The sequence below is a fragment of the Streptomyces sp. NPDC060366 genome, from assembly GCF_042725135.1.
Taxonomy (GTDB): domain Bacteria; phylum Actinomycetota; class Actinomycetes; order Streptomycetales; family Streptomycetaceae; genus Streptomyces.
In genome coordinates, this window is sequence record NZ_JBHXDC010000003.1 from 353,522 (window position 1) to 379,312 (window position 25,791).

Annotated in this window: 26 protein-coding genes; 17 read left to right on the plus strand and 9 right to left on the minus strand. The window is 72.0% G+C overall.

Annotated features, from left to right (window positions below; translation table 11 throughout):
* The first annotated feature begins 127 nt into the window (after nt 1-127).
* The gene (locus tag ACFWHU_RS10515) at nt 128-1,147 is read left to right on the plus strand and encodes a hypothetical protein (protein ID WP_387224613.1); all 1,020 of its coding nucleotides are present in this window, start codon (nt 128-130) and stop codon (nt 1,145-1,147) included.
* Between the two features lie 54 nt (nt 1,148-1,201).
* Here ACFWHU_RS10515 and ACFWHU_RS10520 read toward each other — a convergent pair whose 3' ends face one another.
* The gene (locus tag ACFWHU_RS10520; RefSeq protein ID WP_387224614.1) at nt 1,202-3,487 is read right to left on the minus strand and encodes a prolyl oligopeptidase family serine peptidase; all 2,286 of its coding nucleotides are present in this window, start codon (nt 3,485-3,487) and stop codon (nt 1,202-1,204) included.
* A 180-nt stretch (nt 3,488-3,667) separates the two neighbouring features.
* Here ACFWHU_RS10520 and ACFWHU_RS10525 point away from each other — a divergent pair, with 180 nt between their 5' ends.
* From ACFWHU_RS10525 to ACFWHU_RS10540, 4 genes are all read left to right on the plus strand, one after another.
* A complete protein-coding gene (locus ACFWHU_RS10525; RefSeq protein ID WP_147874013.1) occupies nt 3,668-3,862 on the plus strand; it encodes a hypothetical protein in 195 nt (64 codons plus the stop codon).
* 86 nt (nt 3,863-3,948) lie between these two features.
* Nucleotides 3,949-4,851: an N-acetyl-1-D-myo-inositol-2-amino-2-deoxy-alpha-D-glucopyranoside deacetylase gene (mshB, locus tag ACFWHU_RS10530; protein WP_387224615.1), complete on the plus strand. Its 903-nt coding sequence runs from the start codon at nt 3,949-3,951 to the stop codon at nt 4,849-4,851.
* Nucleotides 4,848-5,447, plus strand: a complete 600-nt coding sequence (locus tag ACFWHU_RS10535) for a DUF6113 family protein (protein WP_387224616.1) — start codon at nt 4,848-4,850, stop codon at nt 5,445-5,447. The genes mshB and ACFWHU_RS10535 overlap by 4 nt, the downstream gene beginning before the upstream one ends.
* Nucleotides 5,448-5,653: 206 nt before the next feature.
* Nucleotides 5,654-7,810 (plus strand): hypothetical protein, encoded by a 2,157-nt coding sequence (locus ACFWHU_RS10540; protein ID WP_387224617.1) that lies wholly within the window; start codon nt 5,654-5,656, stop codon nt 7,808-7,810.
* Nucleotides 7,811-7,898: 88 nt separating this feature from the next.
* Here ACFWHU_RS10540 and ACFWHU_RS10545 read toward each other — a convergent pair whose 3' ends face one another.
* Entirely contained in the window at nt 7,899-8,744 is an 846-nt protein-coding gene (locus ACFWHU_RS10545; RefSeq protein ID WP_387224618.1) for a tetratricopeptide repeat protein, read from the minus strand.
* 17 nt (nt 8,745-8,761) lie between these two features.
* Complete coding sequence (locus ACFWHU_RS10550; RefSeq protein ID WP_385804776.1) at nt 8,762-9,769, minus strand: GNAT family N-acetyltransferase; 1,008 nt, start codon at nt 9,767-9,769, stop codon at nt 8,762-8,764.
* A 139-nt stretch (nt 9,770-9,908) separates the two neighbouring features.
* Here ACFWHU_RS10550 and fdxA point away from each other — a divergent pair, with 139 nt between their 5' ends.
* A complete protein-coding gene (gene fdxA, locus ACFWHU_RS10555) occupies nt 9,909-10,235 on the plus strand; it encodes a ferredoxin (RefSeq protein WP_078075238.1) in 327 nt (108 codons plus the stop codon).
* 99 nt (nt 10,236-10,334) lie between these two features.
* Complete coding sequence (locus tag ACFWHU_RS10560) at nt 10,335-11,429, plus strand: bifunctional succinyldiaminopimelate transaminase/glutamate-prephenate aminotransferase (protein ID WP_385804773.1); 1,095 nt, start codon at nt 10,335-10,337, stop codon at nt 11,427-11,429.
* A 106-nt stretch (nt 11,430-11,535) separates the two neighbouring features.
* Here the strand turns inward: ACFWHU_RS10560 and ACFWHU_RS10565 are convergent, their stop codons facing one another.
* Together ACFWHU_RS10565 and ACFWHU_RS10570 are read right to left on the minus strand one after the other, a co-directional pair.
* On the minus strand, nt 11,536-11,976 hold the full coding sequence (locus ACFWHU_RS10565) for an ATP-binding protein (RefSeq protein WP_385799712.1): 441 nt from the start codon (nt 11,974-11,976) through the stop codon (nt 11,536-11,538).
* Nucleotides 11,977-12,264: 288 nt separating this feature from the next.
* Entirely contained in the window at nt 12,265-13,239 is a 975-nt protein-coding gene (locus tag ACFWHU_RS10570) for a hypothetical protein (protein ID WP_387224619.1), read from the minus strand.
* Between the two features lie 94 nt (nt 13,240-13,333).
* On the opposite strand from ACFWHU_RS10570, the gene dapE reads away from it, so the two are divergent.
* Nucleotides 13,334-14,425 carry a succinyl-diaminopimelate desuccinylase gene (gene dapE, locus ACFWHU_RS10575; protein WP_387224620.1) on the plus strand — a complete coding sequence of 364 codons (1,092 nt, stop codon included), beginning with the start codon at nt 13,334-13,336 and terminating at the stop codon, nt 14,423-14,425.
* A 144-nt stretch (nt 14,426-14,569) separates the two neighbouring features.
* Nucleotides 14,570-15,319 (plus strand): TIGR00730 family Rossman fold protein, encoded by a 750-nt coding sequence (locus ACFWHU_RS10580; RefSeq protein WP_385799717.1) that lies wholly within the window; start codon nt 14,570-14,572, stop codon nt 15,317-15,319.
* Nucleotides 15,320-15,351: 32 nt separating this feature from the next.
* Here the strand turns inward: ACFWHU_RS10580 and folP are convergent, their stop codons facing one another.
* A complete protein-coding gene (gene folP / locus ACFWHU_RS10585; RefSeq protein WP_387224621.1) occupies nt 15,352-16,224 on the minus strand; it encodes a dihydropteroate synthase in 873 nt (290 codons plus the stop codon).
* Between the two features lie 123 nt (nt 16,225-16,347).
* Between folP and ACFWHU_RS10590 the strand changes: the two genes are divergently transcribed.
* Both ACFWHU_RS10590 and ACFWHU_RS10595 read left to right on the plus strand, forming a co-directional pair.
* Nucleotides 16,348-16,701, plus strand: a complete 354-nt coding sequence (locus tag ACFWHU_RS10590; protein ID WP_385799721.1) for a DivIVA domain-containing protein — start codon at nt 16,348-16,350, stop codon at nt 16,699-16,701.
* On the plus strand, nt 16,698-17,294 hold the full coding sequence (locus ACFWHU_RS10595; RefSeq protein ID WP_387224622.1) for a DNA-3-methyladenine glycosylase I: 597 nt from the start codon (nt 16,698-16,700) through the stop codon (nt 17,292-17,294). Before ACFWHU_RS10590 ends, ACFWHU_RS10595 begins: the two co-directional genes overlap by 4 nt.
* Nucleotides 17,295-17,309: 15 nt before the next feature.
* On the opposite strand, the gene ACFWHU_RS10600 is transcribed toward ACFWHU_RS10595, so the two are convergent.
* Nucleotides 17,310-18,110, minus strand: coding sequence for an enoyl-CoA hydratase/isomerase family protein (locus ACFWHU_RS10600; RefSeq protein ID WP_387224623.1), 801 nt, complete (start codon nt 18,108-18,110; stop codon nt 17,310-17,312).
* Between the two features lie 324 nt (nt 18,111-18,434).
* On the opposite strand from ACFWHU_RS10600, the gene ACFWHU_RS10605 reads away from it, so the two are divergent.
* A complete protein-coding gene (locus ACFWHU_RS10605; protein ID WP_003966491.1) occupies nt 18,435-18,602 on the plus strand; it encodes a DUF3117 domain-containing protein in 168 nt (55 codons plus the stop codon).
* Between the two features lie 142 nt (nt 18,603-18,744).
* Here the strand turns inward: ACFWHU_RS10605 and ACFWHU_RS10610 are convergent, their stop codons facing one another.
* The gene (locus ACFWHU_RS10610; RefSeq protein WP_356595863.1) at nt 18,745-19,410 is read right to left on the minus strand and encodes a class I SAM-dependent methyltransferase; all 666 of its coding nucleotides are present in this window, start codon (nt 19,408-19,410) and stop codon (nt 18,745-18,747) included.
* A gap of 142 nt (nt 19,411-19,552) precedes the next feature.
* Here ACFWHU_RS10610 and sigE point away from each other — a divergent pair, with 142 nt between their 5' ends.
* From sigE to ACFWHU_RS10635, 5 genes are all read left to right on the plus strand, one after another.
* Nucleotides 19,553-20,311 carry an RNA polymerase sigma factor SigE gene (sigE, locus tag ACFWHU_RS10615; RefSeq protein WP_385799880.1) on the plus strand — a complete coding sequence of 253 codons (759 nt, stop codon included), beginning with the start codon at nt 19,553-19,555 and terminating at the stop codon, nt 20,309-20,311.
* Nucleotides 20,308-21,189 (plus strand): anti-sigma factor family protein, encoded by an 882-nt coding sequence (locus ACFWHU_RS10620; RefSeq protein WP_387224624.1) that lies wholly within the window; start codon nt 20,308-20,310, stop codon nt 21,187-21,189. Before sigE ends, ACFWHU_RS10620 begins: the two co-directional genes overlap by 4 nt.
* 90 nt (nt 21,190-21,279) lie before the next feature.
* The gene (locus ACFWHU_RS10625; RefSeq protein ID WP_387224625.1) at nt 21,280-23,154 is read left to right on the plus strand and encodes a trypsin-like peptidase domain-containing protein; all 1,875 of its coding nucleotides are present in this window, start codon (nt 21,280-21,282) and stop codon (nt 23,152-23,154) included.
* Between the two features lie 126 nt (nt 23,155-23,280).
* Nucleotides 23,281-23,757 carry a sec-independent translocase gene (locus ACFWHU_RS10630; protein ID WP_385799731.1) on the plus strand — a complete coding sequence of 159 codons (477 nt, stop codon included), beginning with the start codon at nt 23,281-23,283 and terminating at the stop codon, nt 23,755-23,757.
* Between the two features lie 116 nt (nt 23,758-23,873).
* Entirely contained in the window at nt 23,874-24,545 is a 672-nt protein-coding gene (locus ACFWHU_RS10635; protein ID WP_385799733.1) for a hypothetical protein, read from the plus strand.
* Between the two features lie 79 nt (nt 24,546-24,624).
* Here ACFWHU_RS10635 and ACFWHU_RS10640 read toward each other — a convergent pair whose 3' ends face one another.
* Complete coding sequence (locus ACFWHU_RS10640; protein WP_385799735.1) at nt 24,625-25,785, minus strand: Mrp/NBP35 family ATP-binding protein; 1,161 nt, start codon at nt 25,783-25,785, stop codon at nt 24,625-24,627.
* Nucleotides 25,786-25,791 lie beyond the last annotated feature (6 nt).

Here is a 25,791-nt window from a genome sequence, read left to right on the forward strand (position 1 = left end):
CCGTGCGGGTGCCGTTGGACCGGCCGGGATCCTGAGGTCCCGGCCGGTCGCCCGCCGGGCGGGCCCCGGGCGCCGGGGTACCTCTGGTGCTCTTGTTCCCGCGGCGTTCAGCCGGGACCATCGCAGTGTGATATTCACCCGCGGGGCCCGGATCACCGGCGCTGTGCTGTGCGCCGCGCTCGCCGTCGTCACCGCCGCGTGGATCGTGCGGGACCTGATGGAGACGGACCGGCCCGTCGACCTCTGGTGGTTCTGGGCCGGCCAGGGCGACGTCCGGGCGGCGGCCCCGCCCGTGACCTCGCTGCTCGACCCCGTGCTGCTGGCCGTCTACGCGATCGTGGCCGGCACCGTCATGCGCTCGGCGGTCGCCGCGTCCGCGCTGTTCGCCACCGGCGTCCTCACGTTCGCCGTCCGGCTGCCGGGTCTCTGGGTGCTCGGCTCGTCGTGGATGGACGGCCGGGCCTCGGACGAACTCCGTACACGTGCCCTGCTCTGCGCCTTCGGCGTCCTCGCGGTGGCCGTCGCGCTGATCGTCACGGCCCTGGCCGGGCGCGGGGTGCCGGACTCCGCGTACGGTCTGACGCCGACCCGGCCCGCGCAGGGCGTCGCCGTGACCGCCTTCCTGCTGCTGGGCGCCGCGGCGGGCATCTGGGCGGCCTGGGAGGTCTACTGGGGGCAGCGGCTCGGCCTCGACGCGTATCTCGACCGTGTCACCGGCGAGTCGGTCCTGATGCCGCTCCTCGGCACGCCGCCCGGCTGGCTGAACGCGGCGATCGTGCTGCTCTGCCTCGCGGCGGCCGTCGGGGCGCTGTTCGGCACACCGTTCTCACGGCCGCTCGGCATGGTGGCCTCGGCGCTGCTGGTGGGGGTCGGCGGGGCGGCTCTCGCGACGGCGCTGCGGTACGAACAGCTCGACCGCTTCGCCGAGTTGACCACCGTCGAACAACTCTCTCTCGCCAGCCTGCTGTTCGGGCTGGGCGCGGGCGCCCTGGCGCTGTTCGCGCTCGCCCGCAGGGGCGAGGAGGACATGCCGGGGGCAGGGCCGTACGGACCGGCGTGGGGGCAGCCCGAGCCGGAGAGGTACGGGCAGGGCGGCAGCGGCGGATTCGGGCCGCCACCGCCCTCGTCGCCGCCGCCCGGTTGGTGAGGCCGACCGGACAGTGTGGCGGGCGGTGCGTCGGGCGTCGCGAAGGGTGTCGCCCTACGTCATCCCGAGCGAACGCTTCAGGAAGTCCACCTGGAGGAGCAGCAGATTCTCCGCGATCTGCTCCTGCGGCGTCATGTGCGTCACCCCGGTGAGCGGCAGCACCTCGTGCGGCCGGCCCGCGGACAGCAGCGCCGACGACAGCCGCAGCGTGTGCGTCATCACGACGTTGTCGTCCGCCAGACCATGGATGATCATCAATGGCCGCGCGGGGCTCGCCGGTTCCGACAGTCCGTCGTCGGTGACCAGCGAGTTGGCCGCGTAGACCTCGGCCGCCGTCGCCGGATCGCCCAGATAGCGCTCCGTGTAGTGGGTGTCGTAGAGCCGCCAGTCGGTGACGGGAGCGCCCGCGATCGCCGCGTGGAAGACGTCGGGGCGGCGCAGCGCGGCGAGCCCGGCGAGGTAACCGCCGTACGACCAGCCGCGGATGGCCACCCGTGACCGGTCCAGCGGGAACCGCTCGGCGAGCGCCTCCAGCGCCTCGATCTGGTCGTCCAGGGTGAGCGCCAGATTGTCCTTGACCGCCTTCTCCCAGCCGGGGGAGCGGCCCGGACTGCCCCGGCCGTCCGCGACGACGACGGCGAAGCCCTGATCGGCGAACCACTGTGACGTGAGGTACGGATTGTGCGCGGCCACCACGCGCTGCCCGTGGGGTCCCCCGTAGGGATCCAACAGCACCGGAAGCGGACCGTCCGCCTCCCTGTACTCCGTGGGGAGCAGAACGGCGCACGGAATTCGGTGTGCGCCCCCCTCCGTGAGTTGTACGCGCGGGGTGAGATTCGGCTGCTGCGCGTACGAGGTGACGACGGCGAGCTGTTTGCCCTCCCGCATCACGCGTACCACCGATCCGCTCACGTCGGGCCGGGCGGACGCCATCACCATGACGCCGCCCGCGCGGACGGCGGTATGCACTCCCACGCCGTCCGAGACGCGCTCAGGGCCCCACGGGGCGGCTTCCTCGGTCTCGTGCGCCTCGTCGGCTCCGCCCGCCTTGCCGCTCCCGCCGGCGGGCGTCCGGCCGTTGTCCCCGTAGGGGACCCGGTAGACGTGGATCTCGCCGGTCTCGGGCGACTCGGCGGCCAGGCCCGCCGCCGCCGACACCAGCACGTCCCGTTCGCCGATGTCGAGTACCGCGCGCAGCTGCAACTCCGGTCCGGTCAGGGCCCGGTCGCCGACGAACAGCACCCGCGCGCCGCCACCCGCCCCCGTACCGTCCCCGCCGTCCCGGCTGTCGTCGCTGTCGTCGCTGTCGTCGCTGTCCGGGATGTCCGTCACCCGCACCAGCTCGCCGCCGGGCGTCAAGGCCGGTACCCCGGAGATCAGTTCAAGCCAAGCCGGGTCCGTCTCCTCGTGCCGGACGCGCGTCTCGCCGCTCTCCGTGTCGACCGACAGACAGCGCTGAGCGCGCTGGTCCCGCGCCTGGACGAGCAGCAGCGGCTCGCCCGCCGACGACCAGTGGACGGCCGCGAGATACGGCGACCGGTCCCGGTCCCAGACCACCTCCGTACGTGAACCGTCGAGGCCGATCAGGAAAAGCCGCACGTCAGCGTTGGGTGTGCCGGCCGAGGGATAGGCGATCGTCGACGGTTCGCGGTCCGGGTGCGCGGGGTCGGCGATCCACCAGCGCTGGACGTCCGCCCCGTCGACGCGCGCCACCAGCAGCCGGTCCGACTCCGGCGACCACCAGTAGCCGCGTGAGCGGGCCATCTCCTCGGCGGCGATGAATTCAGCCAGACCGTATGTGGTCTGTCCGTCCTCCGGAGCCGCCAGCGCGCGGTCGCCGTCCCCCTCGGCGCCCGTCACGCGCAGCGTGCCCTCGGCCACGTAGGCGATGTGCCGCCCGTCCGGCGACGGCCTCGGGTCGATCACCGGCCCCGGTACGGGCAGTTCGCGCGCGGTCCCCGCGCGCAGCTCCGCGGTGAACAGCCGCCCCGACAGGGCGAAGGCCGCCAACTCGGCCGCGCCGTCGGTCGCGTAGCCGACGATGCCCGCGGATCCCTCGCGGCTCCGCTCCCGGCGGGCGCGCTCCTCGGCCGAGAGTTCCTCGGGTGTGCCCGCCATCAGGGCTTCCGGGTCGGCGGCGATCCGCTCGCGCGCCGTACCCGATCCGTCGTCGAGATCGAGCACCCACAGACGGTTCGTGCGGTCCGTTCCCGAGGCGGACCGGAGGAAGACCACCCGCGAACCGTCGGGGGACACCGTGAAGGCGCGCGGAGCACCGAGCGTGAACCGCTGGGTCCTGGCGTACTGGCGAGGAAAGGAGAGTTGTTGCCCTGAGGTCATACGACCGAACCTAGCGTCCGTCCCAGTCGTTCGTGCGCCCCCGTGTGCTGCCGTGCACCGATCGATGCGTTCCGCCGGATAGTTATGATCCATAGCGCCAAGTGGGTATGTACCCGCCGGCACATGCGTGTTGCTCGTCCCGATCGAATATCCGCCGAACATCTGTGGAGGTGAACCGCCGTGGCACTCTCGATTTCGGCGGTGGTGCTGCTGGCGATCGTTGTCTTCCTGTTGGTCCGGAAATCCGGACTCAAAGGTGGACACGCGTTGGTCTGCGTCTTACTCGGGTTCTATCTGGCCAGCTCCTCGGTGGCCCCCACGATCACCGAACTGACCAGCAACGTGGCGGGGATGATCGGCGACATCCAGTTCTAGGGGGTGTCTTCCCGGCCCTGCCCGTGCTCACGCGCGCCCGTCCCACCGGGGCGGCCGCATGAGGACTCGCCTCGTACGCTGTGCGCATGACCGATCTTCCCGAGCGTCGTCTGCTCCTGGTCCACGCGCACCCCGACGACGAGTCGATCAACAACGGCGCCACGATGGCCAGGTACGCGGCCGAGGGCGCCCGGGTCACCCTGGTGACCTGCACACTCGGTGAGGAGGGCGAGGTCATCCCGCCCTCGCTCGCCCATCTGGCGCCCGGCGGTGAGCCGACGGGTGCCTCCAGCGCGCTCGGGGCCCACCGCGAGGGTGAACTCGCCGCGGCGATGCGGGAACTCGGCGTCACCGACCACCGGCTGCTCGGCGGCCGCAGGCGGTTCCGGGACTCCGGGATGATGGGCTTCCCGCAGAACGACCGCGAGGACGCCTTCTGGGGCGCGGACGTGGACACCGCCGCCGTGTACCTGGTCGAGGTGATCCGCGCCGTACGGCCGCAGGTGCTGGTCACGTACGACCCGCACGGGGGCTACGGCCATCTCGACCACATCCAGGCCCACCGCGTGGCCACGCGCGCCGCCGAACTGGCCGCCGACGCCGCCTTCCGGCCCGCGCTCGGCGCCCCGCACACGATCGCGAAGACCTACTGGAACCGGGTACCGCGGTCGGCCGCCGAGGAGGGCTTCGCCCGACTGCGCGCCTCCGGGCCCCGGTTCGAGGGCGTGGCGGACATCGAGGACGTCCCCGGTGTGGTGGACGACGGCGAGATCACGGCCCAGATCGACGGGACGGTGTACGCGGCGCACAAGGCCGCCGCGATGCGCGCCCACGAGACCCAGATCGTCGTGGACGGAGCCTTCTTCGCGCTCTCCAACGGTCTTGGGCAACCGCTTTTCACCACGGAGTACTACCAGTTGGTGGGGGGCGCCTCCGGCGCGGACGCCGGTGTACGCGAGACGGATCTCTTCGCCGGGGTGGGCGTGTGAGCGGGCGTGAGGGCCGGCGCGGGGGCGCGGGCCGCGCGGGCCGCCCGAAGGCGACGAGCGGTGCGAATGAGACGGCCGGTGCGAATGAGACGACCGGTGCCAAGGCGGCGTCCGGTGCGAAAGGTGGCGCACGTGCGGGTGCGACCCGCGCGGGTGGTGTGACGGGCGGTGCCACCGGTGCGGGAGCGGCGGGGCGCGGCGAGCCCGGCGCATGGCTCGCGACTCCGCCGAGACCCGGCCGCATCGCCGCGTACCTCGGTCTCCTGGTCCTCGGGGCGGTGGTCGGCACGGCGGGCGCCCTGGCCCAGGGCGGCTTGTTCCCCGGCGGTCTGATCCTCGCGCTGCTCGGCTCGGCGGGCCTCTTCTACGGAGGCCGGACCGCCACCGGAACCTCGCTCGGCGTCGGCGCCCCGGCCGCGGGCTGGCTGATCGCCGTCATCGGCCTGAGCCTCGGCCGCCCGGAGGGCGACGGCGTTTTCGCCGCGGGCCTGGGACCGGTCGTCTATCTGCTGGGCGGTGCGCTGGTGGCTGTGATGTGTGCCACCATGTCGCGGTCACCGCAACCGGTCGCCGAGTCCGGCCGACTTGGAAAGTGACGAGCCCGTCCAGTACCCGTCGGCCCGAATTGACCCCCTCCGTACGGTCGGTGGAATAAACGCTTCCCCCGGTCGTCGGGTGTGGTCCGGCGCAGGACAGTATGGTGGTGCGCGCTCCGGGCCGTCCCCTGGCCTCCGGCTTGGGGGACCCACACAGTTGAGTACCAGTAAGAACGGGCGGCGGAGCCAACCCGGGAGAACTTGCTTTGAGTCGTGAAACTGACAGTTCGTCCTCCGGGCCCCAGGGGCGCGGCGGAGCCGCGTACCCCTCGGGGACACCGCCGTACGGATCCCGCCAGTATCCGTCGCCGCACCCTGAGCAGGACGCTCCGGAGGAGACAGAGGCCCCGGCCCAGCCGGACGAGCCCAAGACCGAGACCACGCTGACCACGCGCATCCGGATCAACATCCCGGGTTCGCGGCCGATTCCGCCTGTCGTCATGCGTACGCCCATGAGCGACACCGACAGCGGCCCGTCCGGACCGGGCGGACCGGGCGGACCCGCCGGTCCGCCGGAGCGGCCGGGCCGGGGCGCCGACGACACGGGCGGCGCGCCGCGTTCCGGCGCCGGACCCGACACCGGCGCGCCCGACGCGGACGCGCCGGCGGCGGACAAACCCGCGACGAGCGACTGGTTCGCGCCGCGCAAGCCCTCGACCGGGGGCACGCTGGGCGGCGCGATGGGCGCGGGCGCCGCCGCGACGGCCCCCGGACCCGGTACCGGCGCCGGCGGGCGGTCCGACCTGCCGTACGGCTCCGACTCCGGACCGGACACCCAGGGGGGTGCGGGCGTGCCGCGCCCGCCGGCCCCGGGCGGCAACGCCTTCATGCCGCCGGGCAGCGGCGGTACTCCGGCGTTCGGCACCGGCGCGCCCGACGGGCCGACCGCGGGCCCCGCGAGCGGCACGTCGTCGCTCGCCTTCCTGGACCTGCCGCCGGGCGCCGACCTGGGTGCCTCCGCGGGCCCGACGGGACCGGCCGGTCGTGACGACCGGGACGACCGCGGAGGCCGCCCGCGGATGTCCGACGACACCGCCATACTGACGCCGCAGCAGCCGGCCCCCGAGCCCGCGAGCGGGCCCGGCCCGCACGTCTCGGGCGACACGCTCACCAGCGGTATCCCGGTGGTGCCCTCGGAGAGCCGCGCGCCGTTCCCGTCCGCCGGTTCCCAGACGGGTCCGGTGCCACGCGCCGACCTGTCCGGGGGACGGCTCCAGGACGGCCAACTGCCCGCGCCTCCCGGCCCGTCGGCCGGCGGCCCCATGTCGGCGGGGCCCTCGTCCCACGGTGGCGGCAACCCCGACTTCTCGTCGCCCGACTTCCCCGGCCCGCCGGGACCGTCGGCCGGGACGCCCGCGGGCCCCGGCTCGGGCCCGGCGCCCGCGCGGACGGCGAGCCCGCCTCCCAAGAAGAAGAAGGGCCGCTCCAAGCTGATGGGCGTCGGCGTGGGCATCGTCACGCTGGTCGCGATCGCCTACGGCGCCGGACTGCTCCTGAACCACTCCGACGTGCCCAAGGGCACCACCGTCCTCGGTGTGGACATCGGCGGCGGCACCCGCGACGACGCGGTGGACAAGCTCGACGCGGCGCTCGGCAAGCGCTCGACCACTCCGCTCCAGCTCTCCGTCGGCGGCAAGAAGGAGGAGCTCGGCCCGGACAAGGCGGGGCTCAGCCTCGACAGCCAGGCGACGGTCCGCAGCGCGGCCGGCAGCGACTACAACCCGGTCTCGGTGATCGGCTCGCTCTTCGGCGGCGAACGTGTCACCGAGCCGGTGATCCCGGTCGACGAGGAGAAGCTGCGCGTCGCGCTCACCGACCTCGCGGGTGACTCGGGCTCGGCGTCCGACGGCACGATCAAGTTCGAGCCGGGCAAGGCCGTTCCCGTACAGGGCAAGGCGGGCAAGGCACTTGACGTCGAGCGCTCGATGATCTCGGTCAAGGACGCCTATCGCGCCCAGGTCGAGACGGGCGAGCCCAACAGCGTCGAACTGCCCATCAGCTCCCGCGAACCGACGATCGATCAGGCCGAACTCGACCGTGCGATGAAGGACTTCGCGGAGCCCGCGATGTCCGGTCTGATCACGATAAAGGCGGGCGGCAGGCAGATCCAGTTCGGCCCCGACCGTTCGCTGCCGCAGATCCTTTCCATGAAGGCGATCGACGGCAAGCTGGTCGAGGTCTACGACCGGGGGGCGATCGAGGAACTGCTGGACGGCGTCTTCGAGGGCCTCACGATCACCAAGGCCGACGGCAAGGAGCACCCGCTGTCGGCGGCGGACGTGGCGCAGGCGATGCAGAAGCCGCTGCTGGGCAAGACACCGGCGGAACGCACCGCGGAGATCGATCTCGACCCGCAGGGTTAGTACCGGCCTCAGGTCCACAGAGCGCCGGACGGGCTGCGAAGCCCGGCCGGCGCTCTGTGGTCGCCCGGCCGGCACGCCCGGCCCGCCGTCAGTTCAGCATCGCGCGGGCCGCCCGCGCCTTCTGGCGGATCATGTCGGCCGTCGACGGTTCCACCGCGGCCACCACCTCCGCGTACTCCTCCATCTCCGTGGCCCCCTCCAGGAACTCCCCGCGCCGGACCAGCAGTTGGGCGCGTTCGTAACGGAGCCGGGCCGGGTGGGACGGGAGCAGCAGGCTCAGTTCGACCCCCCACAGCGCGACGTCGCCGCGTTCCGGGCGCGTCGACGCCCACGCGCGGATGTTGTTCAGGATGCGGACCACGACGTGCAGCGGTTCGGCCGGAGTCAGCATCGAGGGCTCCAGAGGGGCCCCTGTCGCCCCCGTGACCAGCGTCTCGGTGTCCTTCCGCGTCAGGAGCCTGCCGCCCGCGTACGGGTCGACCAGGACCTGCTGGTCGGGTTCCTCGGGCACGCCGAGGCCGACGACGAAGTGACCGGGCAGCGCCACCCCGTACACCGGCGCTCCCGCCCGGCGCGCGACCTCCGTCCACAGCACGGACAGCAGGATCGGCAGTCCGCGCCTGCGGCGCAGGACCTCGTGCAGCAGGGAGGCCTTTAGGCGCCGGTACTCGCCAGGGGTGCCCCGGAACCCGAGGCGCGTGCCCAGCAGGTCCGCCAGCGCGGTGGCCCAGGCGCGCGGTCCTTCGAGACCGAACGGCAGCATCCCGGCCAGCCGGTCGAGTTCGATCTGCGCCGCGTCGAGCCCGGCCTCGTCGAGCGCCGGGTCCGCCTCCGTACCGATGAGGAGGCAGAGCAGCGCGACATCGGGCCGCTCGGCGCGGGCCTCGGCGGCGAACAGGCTCCGCCGGTCGGTCGATGACGGTTCAGGTTCCATGGCCGGTCCGTGGCTCCTCACGCGGCTCGGAAGTGGTGGTACAGGTGATGCGTGGTGAATCCCATGCCGTCGTACAGCGCGCGGGCCGCGTCGTTGTCCGACTCGACCTGGAGCCACGCGGCGGACGCGCCCTCGTCCAGCGCGCGCCGCGCGAGCGCGCGCATCACCGCGCCCGCAAGCCCCTGCCGCCGCCGCGCGGGATCGACCTCGACGGCCATGAAGCCCGCCCAGCGCCCGTCGACGACACACCGGCCGATCGCCGCCGGTACGCCGTCGTCGCCGTCCACCGACGCGAACCACACGGACGGCCCGCCGCCGAGGACACGCAGCACGTGCGGACCCGGCTCCTCGAAGCGCTGGTAGCGGCGGAGCCACGCCTCGTCGCAGGCGCGCTCCAGCCGTACGCGCGCGGACTCCGGGTCTGTCTCCGGCGGCCCGTCCGCCAGTGGCGCGAGCGCGCCGATCCGCATCTCGGCCGTCACCTCCCGCACCCAGCCCCGCGCCTCCAGTTCGGCGCAGAGCACCTCCTGAGTCCCCTCGGCGCCCGTGGCGGTCTGGATGTACGCCGGCAGGCCCCGGCGGTCGTACCAGCGCCGTACGTGCCCCAGGGCCTCTTCCAGGGGCATTCCCGGCTCGCCCAGCGGCAGCGCCGAGTTGGCGCGCCGGGTGAATCCGCCGGCCGCCCGCAGTTCCCACTCGCCGAGCGCCTCCCGCTCCACGGGCTGCCACGCCCGCGCCGCCACCCGGGCCAGCTCCCGGAACGAGGCGGCGGGCCCCCGCCGCCTCGCCGGCGCGGCCGGGACGACCTTGCCCGCGACGAGCGAGGACTCCCGGATCCGGACGGTCTCACCGGTGCGTCGTGTGACGAGGACCACACCGTCGTCCCAGGATGTGAGAACACCGACCGTGTCGGTGAACTTCTCCGCGCCGTCGTCGGCGCCGGTCAGACGGCGTACCGATACGCGTTTGCCCACGTCAGCGGGGGTGATACGGACCTCCAGCCGTGCCCCGGTTGTGAATTCCACAGCTCTGTGCGCCCCTCCTGTGCGGATCGTGCCCAGGAACGGAGATACTAGGTCCGGGCATCGACGACGCCGCGCTCCCGCGCGCCCGTGGACGGAGCCGCAAGTGGCCCGCCGCGCCCTATCGAGGAGGAACGACAGCGTGACCTACGTCATCGCGCAGCCTTGTGTGGATCTCAAGGACAAGGCGTGCATCGAAGAGTGCCCGGTCGACTGCATCTACGAGGGCTCCCGGTCCTTGTACATCCATCCGGACGAATGCGTCGACTGTGGCGCCTGTGAGCCGGTCTGCCCGGTCGAGGCGATCTTCTACGAGGACGACACCCCGGAGGAGTGGAAGGACTACTACAAGGCGAACGTGGAGTTCTTCGACGAGCTCGGTTCCCCCGGTGGCGCCTCCAAGCTCGGTCTGATCGAGCGTGACCACCCCGTCATCGCCGCACTGCCGCCGCAGCCCCAGAACGACTGACGGGCGCGGCTCCCGGTCCCGTACGGCACGCCGCCGTACGGGACCGCGGTGTTTTCCCCGGCGTACCGAAAAGTGAGCAGTGTCGAGAAAGTGAGCACCGTGTCCGCAGTCTCTTCGCGACTTCCGGTCTTCCCCTGGGACAAGCTGGAGCCCTACAAGGCGACAGCGGCGGCCCATCCGGACGGCATCGTGGACCTGTCCGTCGGCACCCCGGTCGATCCGGTCCCGGAGCTGATCCAGCGCGCCCTGGTCGCCGCGGCGAACTCGCCCGGCTACCCCACGGTGTGGGGGACGGCGGAGTTGCGTGACGCGCTGACGGGCTGGGTCGAACGGCGGCTCGGCGCGCGCGAGGTCGCGCACACCAACGTTCTTCCGGTGGTCGGCTCCAAGGAGTTGGTGGCCTGGCTGCCGACCCAGCTCGGTCTCGGCGCCGGTGACCGGGTCGCGTATCCGAAGCTCGCCTACCCGACGTACGAGGTGGGGGCCCGGCTCTGCGGCGCGGAGCCCGTCTCCTACGAAGACCCGACCGAACTCGATCCGGCGGGCCTGAGACTGCTCTGGCTCAACTCGCCGTCGAACCCGACCGGGCGGGTCCTGGACAAGGCCGAGCTGACCCGGATCGTCGCCTGGGCCCGTGAGCACGGTGTGCTGCTCTTCAGCGACGAGTGCTACCTGGAGCTCGGCTGGGAGGCCGAGCCCGTCTCCGTGCTCCACCCGGACGTCTGCGGCGGCTCGTACGAGGGCGTCGTGGCCGTCCACTCGCTCTCCAAGCGCTCCAACCTGGCCGGCTACCGCGCGGCCTTCCTCGCGGGCGACGCGGCCGTCCTGGGTGAGCTGCTCCAGATTCGCAAGCACGGCGGCATGATGACGCCGGCGCCGGTGCAGGCGGCGACCGTCGCGGCGCTGGGCGACGACACGCACGTCGCGGAGCAGCGCGCGCGGTACGCGGCCCGGCGCACCGCCCTGCGCGCGGCCCTGGAGGGCCACGGCTTCCGGATCGAGCACAGCGAGGCGAGCCTGTATCTGTGGGCGACGCGCGACGAGCCGTGCTGGCGGACGGTGGCGCACCTGGCTGAGCTGGGGATCCTGGTGGCGCCGGGGGACTTCTACGGGCCTGCGGGCGACAGTTTCGTCCGGGTGGCGCTCACGGCGACCGACGAGCGCGTGGAGGCCGCGGTCAAGCGACTCGGCTGAGACTTTCGTAAGAGGCCGGCGTGAGCCGGCCTCTTACGTGAAGGGGCCCGGGGAGTACGTACTCCCCGGGCCCCTTCACGTACGTGTGCTTCTCGGCGGGCTCGGATCAGCCGAGGGGCAGGGTGTTGACCGGGAGCTTGTCGGTGGGCAGGCCGCCACCGAGGGAGTCGGTCGGCAGACCGTTCTCGGTGGCGGACGTCGCCGCGTCGCCGAGGGTCTCACCGGCGCCGCCCGCGGCCTCACCGGCCGCCCGCTGGGCGACGGGGGTCGCCTTCCTGGCGACGCCGCCGAGGGTCTTGCCGGCCGCCGGGACGGACGAGGCGACCGCATCGCTGCCCGCCTCGCCCGCCACGCCGGTCGCCTTCTGGGCGCCGCTGTCGAGGGTGCTGCCGAGCGCGGCGCCGTCCAGCTGGGAAACGCCGCCGAGGTCGGCGGCCTGCGGGAGGGCTACTGCGCTGGCGGAGCCGGCCGCACCGACCACGGGGGCTGCGCCCGCCGCGACAAGCAGCGCGGCACGGGCGATCCGACGGGCCAGGGGGAGGGACATGATGCTCCTTCGACGGGAGAGAAAATTGTCGTGTCCACTGAGCGGACGCAGTGACAACCCCTCCGAGGGCACCGAAGGTTGCGGTGTACAAGAGTAAAGAATTGGTAATGCGTCGCATTATCGGCTACGGATAAAAACGGTCAAATGATCCTCGGCGCGGAAACCTGGCGAACCGTCACTTCACTTTCGCCACAAGGGATTTGGTGCCGCGCAAGGGAACCGTCCGGTGAGACCGCGCAATGCCGCCCGGATCTACCGCGGCTAACCCGTCCGGGTGGCCTCGCCGTACTACTGCGCGATACGCATTCGAACGTCGTTCGCGGTGGATTTCTCCGGACCCGAATGGCCCTCCGTCTTCCGCCAGCCCTGGCCGGACTTCGCCGCGCTCCACACCCGGTTCCCGATCGAGACCTCGGCGATCCGCAGGTCGGCGGAGCGCGCGACCGCCCAGTGGGCGAATTCCCAGCCACGGGCCCTGTCCGAGGCGCCGACCGGCACCGCGACCTCGGCCGGCCCCTTCGCGTCGGCCTGTCCGTCCGCCTGCCGGTCCGTCTGTCCGCCCGCCTCGCCGCCCCCGGCGGCCGGATCGGCGCCCGCGGTGCTCGGCAGCACCTCCGGCCCGAAGGCGCGCGACAGGGCGGCCCGTACCTTCGACGGATCGCCCGGTTCGCCGTCACCCGAGCCCGTGCAGGTGAGCGTCGCGGCGGACCGGCCGGTGAGCGCGGCGGACAGCAGCGTGGCGTCCGGCTCGTGCTTCGCGTACGCCTGCGGGAAACCGCTGCGCTGCACGCGCTGCGCCGCCTCTGTGAGAGGCAGCCGCGAATAGCCGGGGACCTCGGCCAGCTCCGCGTAGAACTTCCCCGCCGAGTAGACGGGGTCGAGGATCTGCTCGACCGTGCCCCAGCCCTTCGAGGGACGCTGCTGGAAGAGGCCGACGGAGTCCCGGTCGCCGTAGTCGATGTTGCGCAGCGCCGACTCCTGGAGAGCGGTCGCCAGGGCGATCGTGACGGCGCGTTCGGGCATGCCGCGCGTGGTGCCGACCGCCGAGATCGTGGCGGCGTTCGCGGCCTGCTCCGGGCTCATGTCGTACGTGGGTACGTCGCCGTCGGACGACTCGGCGGCCCGCGCGGTGCAGCGCGGTGGGCCGCTGTCGCCGGAGACGTACCGCACCGCGACGTAGCCGGCCAGCGCCAGGAGCACGGTGAACGCGGCGGCGAGGCGAAGGAGTCGCCCGCGGCGGGGAGGGGAGGCGGTCTCGGACACGCAGACACCGTACCGGCACCGCCGGTCGAGCAGGGCCCGTCCGCCCGTCCCCTTCCGCGCCCGCCGGACACCGGCCACGCCGTAGGGTCTGGCCATGCCCGAAACGAAGCCTGGAACCACGCTGGACCTCACGCTGGACGCCCCGGAGCTCACCGCCCGGCTCGTCGACATCCCGTCCGTCAGCGGCGACGAGAAGCCCATCGCCGACGCCGTCGAGGAGGCGCTGCGCGCCCTGCCGCATCTGACCGTCGAGCGGTTCGGCAACAACGTCGTGGCGCGTACGGATCTGGGGCGGGCCGAGCGCGTCATCCTGGCCGGGCACATCGACACCGTCCCGATCGCGGACAACGTGCCCTCCAGGCTCGACGAGAACGGCATCCTCTGGGGCTGCGGCACCACCGACATGAAGTCGGGCGTCGCCGTCCAGCTGCGCATCGCCGCGACCGTTCCCGCGCCCAACCGCGACCTCACCTTCGTCTTCTACGACAACGAGGAGGTCGCCGCCGACCTCAACGGACTGGGCCACGTGGCCGCCGCCCGCCCCGATCTCCTGGAGGCGGACTTCGCCGTCCTGCTCGAACCCTCCGACGCGCAGGTCGAGGGCGGCTGCCAGGGGACGCTGCGGATCCACCTCCGTACGGAGGGCGAGCGGGCGCACTCGGCGCGCGGCTGGATGGGAGCCAACGCCATCCACGCCGCCGCGCCGATCCTGGCCCGCCTCGCCGCGTACGAGCCGCGCCGCCCGGTGATCGACGGGTTGGAGTACCGGGAGGGCCTGAACGCCGTGGCGATCGAGGGAGGCGTGGCGAACAACGTCATCCCCGACGTCTGCACCGTGGTGGTCAACTACCGCTACGCGCCCGACCGCGGCGAGGAGGAGGCGGTGGCGCACGTACGCGCCGTGTTCGCCGACTGCGGGGTCCGGGAGTTCGTCGTGGACGACCACTCGGGCGCGGCCCTGCCCGGCCTCTCGCACCCCGCCGCGGCCGCTTTCATGGCGGCCGTGGGCGGTACCGCGCAGCCCAAGTTCGGCTGGACGGACGTCTCACGCTTCGGCGCGCTCGGGGTGCCGGCGGTCAACTACGGTCCGGGGGACGCGCTGCTCGCCCACAAGCGGGACGAGCACGTGGCCGTCGAGCGGATCACGCACTGCGAGAACCGGCTGCGGGAGTGGCTGACCTCGTAAGGAGGCTTCGGCGGCCGGTCGGTACGTGGCCGGTGGGCGGTCGGTGGGGCGGGGGAGCCGGACCGACCGCCGGAATTTCGCCGTTTGTCACCTCCATGGATCTACGCTGGCCGGGAACTGGCACAGCAGCGGAGGGAGCAGTCCATGGGCAGTCCTGAGGAAGCACGGAAGCCGGACACGCAGCGACTCGGGCCGGTGCTGCGTCGCCGGGACCAGGTTCAGCCGGGCACCACCGACCAGCGGCTGCTGGACACCGAGGGCGACTCCGAGTGGGTGCACACCGACCCCTGGCGGGTCATGCGCATCCAGTCGGAGTTCGTGGAGGGCTTCGGCGCGCTCGCCGAACTGCCCGGCGCCATCAGCGTCTTCGGCTCGGCACGTACCCCCGTCGACTCACCGGACTACGACGCGGGTGTCCGGATCGGCCGGGCACTGGTCGAGGCCGGTTTCGCGGTGATCACCGGCGGCGGTCCCGGCGCGATGGAAGCGGCGAACAAGGGCGCGCGGGAGGCGAAGGGCGTCTCCGTCGGACTCGGTATCGAGCTGCCCTTCGAGCAGGGGCTCAACCCGCACGTCGACATCGGCGTGAACTTCCGTTACTTCTTCGTCCGAAAAACGATGTTTGTCAAATATGCCCAGGGTTTCGTGGTTCTGCCCGGTGGCCTCGGCACGCTGGACGAGCTGTTCGAGGCGCTCACGCTGGTCCAGACGCGCAAGGTGACGCGCTTCCCGATCGTCCTGTTCGGTACGGCGTACTGGTCCGGGCTCATCGACTGGCTGCGGGACACGGTCGTGGCGCAGGGCAAGGCGTCCGAGAAGGACCTGCTGCTGTTCCACGTCACGGACGACGTGGACGAGGCGGTGGCGCTGGTGACCAAGGAGACCGGCAAGTAGCGGCGTCCGCGTCGTCGACGGGATCAACGGGGTCAGGCGAGCCCCCGGCGGGCCACCGCCGGGGGCCGGTGGCCCGCGATGGACGACACCATGTCCAGTACCTGCTTCGTCTCGGCCACCTCGTGCACGCGGTAGATCCGCGCGCCGAGCCAGGCCGAGACGGCGGTCGTCGCGAGCGTGCCGATCACCCGCTCCTTCACCGGCTTGTCGAGCGTCTCGCCGACGAAGTCCTTGTTGGACAGCGAGACCAGTACCGGCCAGCCGGTCTCGGCCATCTCGCCCAGCCGGCGCGTCGCCTCCAGTGAATGCCGGGTGTTCTTACCGAAGTCGTGCCCCGGATCGATCATGATCCCGTCCCGGCGGACACCCAGCTCAACGGCCCGGTCGGCCAGCCCGAGCGTCACCCGGAGAATGTCAGCGAGCACGTCGTCGTACGCGATCCGGTGCGGCCGGGTCCGGGGCTCGGCCCCGCCCGCGTGCGTGCAGACCAGGCCCGCGCCGTACCGTGCCGCGACCTCGGCGAGCGCCGGATCCACCCCGCCCCAGGCGTCGTTGAGCACATCGGCGCCCGCTTCGCAGACGGCCTCGCCGACCTCGTGCCGCCAGGTGTCGACGCTGATCACCACGTCCGGATACCGCCTGCGGACCTCGGCGACGAAACCGACCGTACGGCGCGCCTCCTCCCGCGCCGTCACTTCGTCACCCGGCCCCGCCTTCACCCCGCCGATGTCGATGATGGCGGCGCCCTCGGACACCACCTGCTCCACCCGGTCGAGCGCGGGCTGGTCGCGGAAGGTCGCGCCCCGGTCGTAGAAGGAGTCCGGAGTCCGGTTGACGATGGCCATGATCACCGGCTCGTACGCGTCGAACTCCCGCCGCCCCAGCCGCAGAGTGCCGCTGCTCATCCCCTGGTCACCACCCGTTTCTGCCGCCCGTCCTGTCGCCGCCGACCCTAACCGTCACTCCCGGCTGTCCGCGCCGCATGGCACGATCGGCACCGGACGTTTTCCTGCCCCGGGGAGAAGCACGTGTTCTTGTTCTTGCTCGTCGCGATGGTCGTGGTGGTCGCCGCCGTCACCCTGGCGGTCGTCGGCGGCGGCGACCGTGAGGTGCTGCCCGAGTCCGCGCCCGAACAGCTCGTGGACCCGCTGCCCGCGACACGCCCGGTGGGCCGTGCCGACATCGAGGCCCTGCGGCTGCCGGTCGCGCCCCGCGGCTACCGGATGGCGGACGTGGACGAGGTGCTGGCAAGGCTCGGCGCGGAGCTGGCCGAGCGCGACTCCCGGATCGCCGAGCTGGAGTCCACCCTCGCGGGCGCCCAGGCGACCGCGGTCGCCCGGCCCGACCTCTTCAAGAACCCGGGCGCGGAGGACCAGCGGTGACCGAAGGCGGCGCGGTGGCGGGACCGGACGGCGAGCTGCGCTGTCCCTGGGGCCTGTCGACCGAGGACTACGTCACGTACCACGACGAGGAGTGGGGCCGCCCCGTCCACGGCGACGACGCGCTCTTCGAGCGGCTGTGCCTGGAGGCGTTCCAGTCCGGCCTCTCCTGGATCACGATCCTGCGCCGCCGAGAGGGCTTCCGCCGGGCCTTCGCCGGGTTCCACATCCCGGCGGTCGCCGCCTTCACCGACGCGGACGCCGCCCGGTTGCTGACCGACGAGGGCATCATCCGCAACCGCGCCAAGATCGACGCCACGCTCGCCAACGCGCGCGAGCTGGCCGGCTGGTCCGCCGGCGAGCTGGACGCCCTCATCTGGTCCTACGCCCCCGACCCGGCGACCCGCCCGGTGCCGAAGACCATCGGGGACGTCCCGGCGGTCACCGACGAATCGACCGCGCTGGCCAAGGCGCTCAAGAAGCGCGGCATCCGATTCGTCGGCCCGACGACGGCGTACGCCCTGATGCAGGCATGCGGCCTGGTCGACGACCACCTGGCCGAATGCCTGGTCCGCAGGCAGCTCAACGAGGGCTGAGGCGAGGCGGGCGCCTCAGCGGCCCACGTAGCGGGGCTTCTCCTTCGCGAGGAAGGACTGGACGGCGATGCCGTGGTCCTGCGACGCGCCCGCCCGGTTCTGGAGTTCGCCCTCCTTCTCCAGCGTCTCGGCCAGCGAGTGGTCGGCGCCGTACGCCAGGGACTCCTTCAGCGCCGCGTACGCCAGCGTGGGGCCCTGCGCGAGGGTGCGCGCGACCGACGCCGCCTCGGCCGCGAGATCGGCCGCGGGCACCAGCTTGTTGACGATCCCCAGCTCCTCCGCCCGCTCCGCCGTGATCGATCGCGGGAACATCAGCAGATCGGCCGCCCTGCTCTGCCCGATCAGGCGGGGCAGCGTCCACGACACGCCGGAGTCGGCCGTCAGTGCCACGCCCGCGAAAGAGGTGTTGAAGGAGGCCGTGTCGGCGACCACCCGGTAGTCGCAGGCGAGCGCGAAGCCGAGGCCCGCCCCCGCCGCGACCCCGTTGACCCCGGCGACGACCGGCTTCGGCATCTCCGTCAGCGCCCGCACGATGGGGTTGTAGTGCTCCCGCACGGTGCTCATGGTTCCGCCGCTGCCGTCGGCGACGTCGGCCGCCAGCAGCGCGACATGCTCCTTCAGGTCCTGTCCTACACAGAAGGCCCGGCCGGTGGCGGTGAGGAGCACGGCCCGTACGGCGGAGTCGTCGGCGGCGGTGCGCAGCGCGTCCCGCAGCGCGACCTTCGCCGCGACGTTCAACGCGTTCATGGCGTCGGGCCGGTTGATCGTGACGGTCGCGAGCCCGTCGCTCACCTCGTACAGCACCGTGTCGGCCATGATCGGATCTCCTCTGCGACTCTGACTGCCTGTCCGCTGTCCTGTCCGGCCCCAGCATGGCGGAGATCACCGCAGGTCGGCATGTGACCTGCGTCAAACATTCCACGGCCGTTCGGCCGTGAAGAGCGGCGAAGTATCGCAGGCTGATCGCCGAATTGAGTCGTTTTGAGAGAGCGCGTTGCGCAAGCGATGCCGTCCGATGTTGGTCATCGGGTCCCGCCATGCGGGATAATGGCCTGGAAGCAATGTGTTCGATGCCGGTGACACAGCGCCTGTCATGGGGCCGCCGGCTGCGATGAGCTGGTTTCAGGAAGGGGAACGAGCATGGCGGCCATGAAGCCGCGGACGGGCGACGGCCCGCTCGAGGTGACCAAGGAGGGGCGGGGCATCGTCATGCGCGTTCCGCTCGAAGGCGGCGGTCGGCTGGTCGTCGAGCTGACCCCCGACGAGGCGGATGCGCTGGGCGACGCCCTGAAGAAGGTCGTCGGCTGACGCGGACAGAACGCGCATTCTCATGCCGCCCCGCCACGGAGACAATTCCGTGGCGGGGCGGCTTCATGTCGTTCCGGGGCGCGCCGAGGCCGGACTCACCGAACGGGACGGGACGGGCCCCGGGGACCCACGGCCCGGCCCCTCAGCGGCGTACGGCGCAGAGCAGCCCGTCGCCCACCGGCAGCAGTGACGGCAGCAGCTCGTCCTGCATCTCCCGGACGGTGCGCAGCAGCTCGCGCAGCCGCAGCACCTCGTGCGGCTGGGCCGCCGAATCGACCGTACGGCCGTCGGCGAAGACGCCCTCGAAGCACACGAGCCCGCCAGGTCGCAGCAGGCGCAACGATTCAGCGAGATAGTCCAGGCACTCCAGTCGGTCCCCGTCGCAGAAGACGAGGTCGTACCCGCCGTCGGCGAGCCGGGGAAGCACGTCGAGGGCCCGGCCCGGAATGAAGCGCGCGCGGTTGTTCGTGAAGCCGGCCGCGCGGAACGCCTCGCGGGCGAACTGCTGCCGCTCGGGCTCCGTGTCGACCGTGGTCAGCACGCCGTCGGGCCGCATTCCGTTCAGGAGATAGATCCCGGAGACCCCGGTACCCGTACCGATCTCCGCGACCGCCTTGGCGTCCGCCGTGGCGGCAAGCAGACGAAGCGCGGCGCCCGTGCCCGGTGACACCGAGCGGAGCCCCATGTCCCGGGCCCTGTCGCGGGCCCAGCGCAGTGCCTCGTCCTCGGCGACAAAAGCGTCGGCGAACGCCCAGCTTGTCTGCCGGTTGGCGGTAATGACCCTCTCCTGTCCCCGTAGTTGGCGCACCGGTGACTGTATCGGCTGGACTCGGGAACCCGCTGATGGGACCGGGCGTTATGAAGGGGTGGGGGAACACATGGATGAAGACCTGGGACCAGGCGCAAATTCAGGCAAAGATTCTTATCCGGAGCTAACGGGCGAGGTGGCTATGGTAGGTGCTCCGCTGGACACCACCAGAGTCGATAGGGGAGGTGCGGCTGCGCCTGCGGATCGGGGAGGAGCGTTCAAGCGCTTTCTCAGGTCGGCCGGTGAGCCGAAATCCGTGACCAACTTCGCTGACCGTTCTCGCTCGACCGACTCCGCAGTTACGGCGACCTTCGCATCGGATGCGGAATCGCAGGCGTGGACGCCTCCCAGCTGGGAGGAGATCGTCAGCACGCACAGCGCCCGCGTGTACCGCCTCGCCTACCGTCTCACGGGCAACCAGCACGACGCCGAGGATCTGACCCAGGAAGTCTTCGTCCGGGTCTTCAGGTCTCTGTCGACGTACACCCCCGGCACGTTCGAGGGCTGGCTGCACCGCATCACCACCAATCTCTTCCTGGACATGGTCCGCCGCAAGCAGCGGATCCGTTTCGACGCGCTCGGTGACGACGCGGCGGAGCGCCTGCCCAGCCGTGAGCCCTCACCGCAGCAGGTCTTCCACGACACCCACTTCGACGCGGATGTGCAGCAGGCGCTGGACACCCTCGCCCCCGAATTCCGGGCCGCGGTCGTCCTGTGCGACATCGAAGGACTGTCGTACGAGGAGATCGCCGCCACGCTCGGCGTGAAGCTCGGCACGGTGCGCAGCCGGATCCACCGCGGTCGCTCGCACCTGCGGAAGGCCCTTCAGCACCGTTCTCCCGAGGCTCGGGCCGAGCAGCGCACGTTCGCGGGCGTGGCCGGGGAGGGCGGACTCGCATGAGTGGGACAGGACCGACCCCCGCCGAGCAGCACCTGGGGGACCGGCTCGCCGCCCTGGTGGACGGGGAGCTCGGTCACGACGCCCGGGAGCGTGTGCTCGCACACCTCGCGACCTGCGCCAAGTGCAAGGCGGAGGCCGACGCACAGCGCAGGCTGAAGAGCGCGTTCGCGCAGTCGGCGCCGCCGCCGCTGTCCGAAGGGTTTCTCGCCCGGCTCCAGGGTCTGCCCGGTGGATCGTCCGAGCGGGACGAGGACGAGGCCCCCGGCCCGTTCGACGGATCGGCTCTCAGCAGCGGTGTCTTCGGTGTAAGGAGCGACGCTTTCGGCTACGACCCGACCGGCGGCCACGTCTCCCCCCTGCGCGGTGGCTCCGGCTCCGGCGCGGGTTTCAGGATCCACGAGGTGGGGCGCGCGGAGGCCGAGCGCTCACCGTGGCGCGGCCGGAGGTTCGCCTTCGCCGCCGCGAGCGCGATGTCGTTCGCCGCGATGGCGCTGGGCGGCGCGCTGCCCATGGGCGCCACGGGCGACACGGCCGCGCGCGGAGCCGGCGGCAACAGCATCACACCGCTGACCAGGGCCACCACACCGCCCGGCAGCGGCACACGGGGCAGGCAGGGCGGCGAGCAGGGGGCCATCCTTCCGCAGTCGGTCGACAGCACGCCCGTGCTCGCTCCGGGCACGATGCAGGCGCCGTTCACCCCCCACCCGTTCCAGTCGGCGGTTCTCAACCACTTCCCGGCGGCCCCGTTGATACGTCCCACGGGCTCGGCGTTCCAGCTGGCGGCGAACCCCGGACTGACCACACCCACGGCCACGCCCGACCCCACGCACCTCGCCGCGCCCACACAGTCCGGCGTGCCGCTTTCGCGGCCTCGGTGACAGGGTCCCTGCGCGGACATTCGTAAACCTGGTTGAATCCCTGCACGGGTGCCCTCGTCGGGGCACGGACGAAGCAGGTGCGGGGAGAGCATGGACGACGGGAAGCCCACCGGACCCAAGGCGAAGTGGTGGAGCCGCCCGGCATCGGGACGCGCGATACCGCCGGAGCCCGACATGACGGAGCGCCGGAACACTGAGGAGACGACGGAACTGTCGCCGGTCACCGATGAAGTCCCGCCGGGTCCCGACGGCGCGTCCGTCCCCGAACCGGCCGGCAGCGAACGGATCCACGGTGAACCGGTCGACAGCGTCCCGGAGCGGGCGGCCGAGCCGGACCGGGATTCCGACGACCATCTGCTCGCCCCGCCCGAGCGCGCCCCCGCCGCGGTGAGCGCCCCCGCGGAGACGCAAGTGCGGCCGCAGCCGCTGCACGAGCCCGACCCGTACAGCACACCGCCCTACGGCGGCCCCGGCCCGTGGGCGCCCGCGCCGCCGGTCCAGCGACCCGTGCCCACCCCGGCGCAGGGCACGCCCGTCCCGCCGCAGCACTACGCAGGGCCGACCGGCCCGGCCGCCCCCGGCCAACCGCAGCCGCACGCCCAGCCCCAGCCCCACCAGACGTCCGGCTACGGCGTGCCGACGCAGGCCGCCCAGCAGCCGATGCCGCAGCCCGTGCCCGCCCCCGGGACACAGACCCACTCGCAGCCTCTCGCGCACCCGCAGGCGCAGCCTCAGCAGCTTCCCCCGCCCCAGGACCAGCACCCGCAGCCCACCCAGTGGCTCCAGTACGACCCCTGGAGCGCTCCGGGGCAGCAGCAGCCGCTGTCGTACCCCGACCTCGGCGAGTCCCGGCAGAAGAAGCGCCGGGGCATCGGACTCGTCGGCGCCCTGGCACTCGCGCTCTGCACCGCCGTCATCGGCGGCGGCGTCGGCGCGTACGTCGAGCGCAACGGCGGCCTCACCAGCGTCGAACTGCCCCAGGCGGGCACCGACGGCGGCGGCCGTCCGGCCGACAGCGTCGCCGGGATCGCCTCCAGCGCCCTGCCGAGCGTCGTCACCCTCCATGTCAGCGGCGGCGGCGAGCAGGGCACCGGCACCGGCTTCGTCCTGGACCGCCAGGGCCACATCCTGACGAACAACCACGTCGTCGACCCGGCCGGCGACTCCGGCGACATCTCGATCACCTTCAGCGGTGGCGAGACGGCCAAGGCGAAGCTCGTCGGCAAGGACAGCGGCTACGACCTGGCCGTGGTCAAGGTCACCGGAGTCTCCGGGCTCAAGCCCCTGCCGCTCGGCAATTCCGACAACGTCCAGGTCGGCGACCCGGTCGTGGCCATCGGCGCGCCCTTCGACCTCCAGAACACCGTCACGGCGGGCATCATCAGCGCCAAGGAGCGCCCGATCACGGCCGGCGGCGAGAACGGCGACGGCAGCGACATCAGCTACGTCGACGCCCTCCAGACCGACGCGCCGATCAACCCCGGCAACTCCGGTGGCCCGCTGGTGAATTCGAAGGCACAGGTCATCGGCATCAACAGCGCGATCCGCGGTGCGGACGGCGGCGGCACGCCGGACGGAGCCCAGGCCGGTTCCATCGGGCTCGGCTTCGCCATACCGATCAACCAGGGCAAGCGTGTCGCCGAGGAGCTGATCAACACGGGCAAGGCGTCGCACCCCGTGATCGGCGTCACGCTCGACATGGAGTACACGGGCGACGGTGCCAAGGTCGGCGCCAAGAGCGCCGAGGGCGGACCGGCGGTGGAGGAAGGCGGCCCCGCCGCGAAGGCGGGCATCAGGACCGGCGACATCATCACCGAGGTGGACGGCCAGCGGGTGCACAGCGGCGAGGAGCTGATCGTGAAGATCCGCTCGCACCGCCCCGGTGACGAGCTGGACCTGACCCTGACCCGCGGAGGTAAAGAGCAGACCATGACTCTGGTCCTCGGAAGCGCGGAGGGCAGGTGAGTGCCGAATGAAGGTACCGTCCGGCCAGGTCCGCCGGGTACCGTGGAGCGGCCCGGGCCTTGACCCACCACAGGCCAGGCCGACGAGGTCTCGCCTGCGGGCACGGAGAACACGAGGAGCAGCAAGGTGTTCAATGACATAGGCGCGCTTGAGCTGGTGACGCTCGTGATCCTCGCCGTTCTCGTCTTCGGCCCGGACAAGCTGCCCAAGGTCATTCAGGACGTGTCCCGTTTCATCCGCAAGGTGCGCGAGTTCTCCGACAACGCGAAGGAGGACATCCGTTCCGAGCTGGGACCGGAGTTCAAGGACTTCGACTTCGAGGACCTCAACCCCAAGAAGTTCGTGCGCAAGCAGCTGTCGGAGCACGAGGACGACCTGGGGCTGAAGGAGATCCGCAGCAGCTTCAATCTCAAGAAGGAAATCAACGACGTCGCCGACTCGGTCCACGGCAGGGACGCCGACACCGCCGGGAGTGACACCACCGGGACGGCGGCAGCGCCGACGAGCCTGACGAAGAGCCCGTCCGGCACCTCTGACCTGCTCAAGAAGCAGGAGAAGCCCCAGCAGGCCGATCGTCCGCCTTTCGACGCAGACGCCACCTGAGGCCCACCCTGCCCGGCGAGCCGGTAACGGGTGGCTATCCTCCATCTGTCCGGTAGTGAGACGTCCGTGAGGGCGGGCCGCTCCGGACCCCGAGACGGAGGAGGCGGTCCGGACCGATGGAGACGACGAGTCGGGCAGGGGCCCGGAGTACGGCCGGCGGCGCGCCGGGGAACAGGCGCGCGGTCGAGGGCTATCTGCGGGCGACCTTCCCCTGGTACGGACTGGACGACGCGTTCACCGGCCCACGGTGGCTCATGCAGGTGGGGACGGCGGCGGACGGCACCGTGCAGCACGGTTCCACGGGACACGGCGACGAGCCGTCGATAAGACCGGACGCGTCGGGCGCGGAGAAGGAGCGCTTCGCGGCGGTCGTCACGGTCGCCGCGAGCCCCGTACGGGGCAGCGGTGACGGCACGGGGGTGCTCGACGCCACGACGGTGTCCTCGGCGGCCTGGCTGGCCGGTTCGGGGCTGCTGGTGTCGACCTGGCCCGCGCAGCTCGACCACTCGCTGCGTGACGACTGGCTGGACCAGCAGACGGAGACGGCCTTCGAGCTGGCCGACGATCTGAACGGCTCCGCCTGGTCGGTGCTCTCGCTGCCCGTGGACGGTGTGCCGACGCCGTTCCACTATCGCGAATCCGAATTCGGCTGGGTGCTCGCGGGCTCGACGGGCCCGACCGCCTCGGCCGAGGACGGGGTGCACCTCGGCGCGTACGGGCGGGGCATGAGCGCGTACGGCCTCGGGTTCTCGGTGATCGACGACATCAGGTCGTACGTGGCCGAGTAGCCGCGTTCACCGGCCTGTGGTGCCCTCGTTCGCCGGACCGCTCATCGAGCCCGTCCGGCGAACGAGGGCACCTTCCGTGTCAGAACTTGTTGCGGGGCGTCAGTCCCAGCGTCATGCCCGCCAGACCGCGCTGCCGCCCGCCCAGCTTGCCGGCGATCGACCGCAGCGCCGCGCCCGCCGGGGAGTCGGGGTCGGAGAGCACGACCGGCTTGCCGTCGTCGCCGCCCTCCCGGAGCCGTACGTCGATCGGGATCGCGCCGAGCACCGGCACCGAGGCGCCGGTAGTCCTCGTCAGGCCGTCGGCGACCCGCTGGCCGCCGCCGGTCCCGAAGACGTCGATGATCTCGTCGCAGTGGGGGCAGGGCAGGCCCGACATGTTCTCGACCACGCCGACGATCTTCTGATGGGTCTGTACGGCGATGGAGCCGGCCCGCTCCGCTACCTCCGCGGCGGCCTGCTGCGGTGTGGTGACCACCAGGATCTCCGCGTTCGGCACGAGCTGTGCCACCGAGATCGCGATGTCGCCCGTCCCCGGCGGCAGGTCCAGCAGCAGCACGTCCAGATCGCCCCAGTACACATCGGCGAGGAACTGCTGGAGCGCGCGGTGCAGCATCGGTCCGCGCCAGACCACCGGCGAGTTGCCGGGGGTGAACATGCCGATCGAGATGACCTTCACGCCGTGCGCCGACGGCGGCATGATCATGTTCTCGACCTGGGTGGGCTTGCCGTCCGCGCCCAGCATGCGCGGCACGCTGTGCCCGTAGATGTCCGCGTCGACGACGCCGACCTTCAGTCCGTCGGCGGCCATCGCCGCCGCCAGGTTGACCGTCACTGACGACTTGCCGACGCCGCCCTTGCCCGAGGCGACCGCGTAGACGCGGGTCAGCGAGCCGGGCTTGGCGAAGGGCACCTCGCGCTCGGCCGTACCGCCGCGCAGCGACGCCGCGAGGTCCTTGCGCTGCTCGTCGCTCATCACGTCGAGCGTGACATCGACGCGGGTGACGCCCTCGACCGAGGCGACGGCCTCCGTCACGTTCGTGGTGATCGTGTCGCGCATGGGGCAGCCGGACACCGTGAGATAGATCGTGACAGCCACCGCGCCGTCCGACCCGATATCGACCGATTTGACCATGCCGAGGTCGGTGATCGGCCGGTGGATCTCGGGATCGTTCACCGTCGCCAGTGCTGCGCGCACCGCGTCCTCCGCGGGGGCGACGGTTCCGTGCGTGTCGGTAGCCATAAGGAG